The organism is Micromonospora sp. ALFpr18c, from assembly GCF_008868155.1.
GTDB lineage: Bacteria > Actinomycetota > Actinomycetes > Mycobacteriales > Micromonosporaceae > Micromonospora.
This window is the reverse complement of sequence record NZ_WBKR01000359.1, coordinates 1-2246: the sequence shown is the minus strand read 5'-3', so window position 1 is coordinate 2246 and position 2246 is coordinate 1. Positions and strand designations below refer to the sequence as shown.

Below are 2246 nucleotides of genomic sequence, written 5' to 3'. Positions count from 1 at the left end.
CGTACACCTGGGTTGGTGGGGGTTTCGCCGCCGCCCAGGGTGAGTCGGCGTTCCATCCGCTCCAGGCGCTGGAGCAGGCCGCCGGTGGAGTCGTGCGCGCCGGGGAGCAGCATCCGGGCGCAGATCAACTCCAGCAGCAGCCGGGGGGCGGTGGTGCCGCGCATCTCCACCAGGCCGTCGTGCACGATGTCGGCGCAGCGGGAGAGCGTGCCGGGGCCGAGTTGCGCGGCCTGCGCGGCCATCCGCTCGATCTGGTCGGCGGGGCCGTCGATGAGGCCCTTCGCGGCGGCGTCCGGCACCTGCTGGATCACGATCAGGTCGCGCAGCCGCTCCAGCAGATCGGAGGCGAACCGGCGCATGTCGTGCCCGGCCTCGGCGACCCGGTCGACGGTGGCGTACGCGGCGGCGCCGTCCCCGGCGGCCAGCGCGTCGCACATCTCGTCGATCAGCGCGGAGTCGGTGACCCCGAGCAGCGCGACGGCCCGCGCGTAGCTGACCCCCTCCGGGCCGGCGCCGGCGATGAGCTGGTCGAGCACGGAGAGGCTGTCCCGCATGCTGCCGCCACCGGCACGGACCACCAGCGGAAAGACCGCCGGCTCGACGGCGACGCCCTCGGCCTGGGTGAGCTGCTCCAGGTACGGGCGGACCACCTTCGGCGGGAACAGCCGGAACGGGTAGTGGTGGGTCCGCGACCGGATCGTGCCGAGGACCTTCTCCGGCTCGGTGGTGGCGAAGATGAACTTGACGTACTCCGGGGGCTCCTCGACCAGTTTGAGCAGGGCGTTGAAGCCCTGGGTCGAGACCATGTGCGCCTCGTCGATGATGTAGATCTTGAAGCGGCTGTTGGCCGGCGCGAAGAACGCACGCTCGCGCAGCTCGCGGGCGTCGTCGACACCGCCGTGGCTGGCCGCGTCGATCTCGATCACGTCGATGGAGCCGGTGCCGTCGGTGGCCAGCGAGCGGCACGACTCACACGTGCCGCACGGCTCCGGGGTGGGGCCCTGCTCACAGTTGAGCGAGCGGGCCATGATCCGGGCGCTGGTGGTCTTGCCGCAGCCACGGGGGCCGGAGAAGAGGTAGGCGTGGTTGAGCCGACCGCTGCGCAGCGCCTGCGACAACGGCTCGGTGACGTGCTCCTGCCCGATGACCTCGGCGAAGGTACGCGGCCGGTACTTGCGGTAGAGCGCCAGCGTCACTCGTCCCGCCTCCTCTCGACCGAGCCATTCTGCGCCGGTCGGGCGCGGGTGACCACCCACCACCCCGGGCAGACTGGTCGCCGCGCGTTGATCAACTCGGCTTCCTGGAAATCGGGGTGTCCGCATGCCCGGGACACCGCGACATCATGGATGACGAGTGGATCAACCGGTCCACAGACAAAAAGGCCTCCCGTGCACCCGGCAGAGCTCGCTTATCCTTGCTGCCTTCCGGCCCTGGGGAGGTTCACGAGATACCGCCGCACGGGAGGTGACGCCCAGCCTACCCGACCGCCCGTCGATCTTCAGGGGGTGGTGGGGTGGCCCGGCCGACGGGGGCCTGTATCCTGGCTCACGGAGGATTCGCCTAGAGGCCTAGGGCGCACGCTTGGAAAGCGTGTTGGGTTTACACCCTCACGAGTTCGAATCTCGTATCCTCCGCCAGATTGACCAGGCGAAACGCAGAAGGCCGGACCCTGTGGGTCCGGCCTTCTGCCTACCTCCGTCTCAGTACTGACTTGCTCGGACCGCTCGGCCGCCGAGCCGTCCCACCAGAACCGGCCTCGGCCTGGATCAACACCAACACCGCCGCTGGCGAGCCTCGCACCGCTGGACCACCCTCGTCATCGCCGCCCACGCCTTCCTCGCCACGGCGGCCAGCACCACCAGCCCAGGCAGCTGATCCCGCCCACCGTCAACGAACTCCGACGGCTGTTCCACGCCCTGATCATCGAACCCGCCCGGCGCACGGCCGACGCCATCGCCTGGTCCATCTTCCGACGCCGACACCAGGCCACAGCCAAGGGGCCAGCCACTACGCCCGACATGCCCTCACCGATCCGTGAAACAAATCTCCTGCCGGCGGCCTAGTACGGCAGCCGCCATTAGCAGTCTGACCTGCTGGGATGTGGTGGGGGCGGCGTCCGACATGGACGCAGCCGCCCGTTGATCATGTGTTTGTGAAGACAACAAGATCGAAGGCGGCTGCTGCTGCCAGCATAGAGGCTGCCCGGGCGGCCCGGACCGCGGGTGAGTTGCTGGGACGGCTGCGGT

Annotated in this window: 1 protein-coding gene, 1 tRNA gene and 1 other RNA gene; 1 reads left to right on the top strand and 2 read right to left on the bottom strand. The window is 69.5% G+C overall.

Annotation, left to right across the window (positions count from 1 at the left end):
- Positions 1-1196 (bottom strand): DNA polymerase III subunit gamma and tau (locus tag F8271_RS31000; RefSeq protein ID WP_151493334.1); only part of this gene is annotated, 1196 nt, incomplete at its 3' end.
- Between the two features lie 181 nt (positions 1197-1377).
- An RNA gene (gene ffs / locus F8271_RS30995) (signal recognition particle sRNA small type) lies at positions 1378-1467 on the bottom strand.
- Positions 1468-1549: 82 nt separating this feature from the next.
- On the opposite strand from ffs, the gene F8271_RS30990 reads away from it, so the two are divergent.
- Positions 1550-1637 (top strand) — tRNA-Ser (locus F8271_RS30990).
- The last annotated feature ends 609 nt before the right edge of the window (positions 1638-2246 follow it).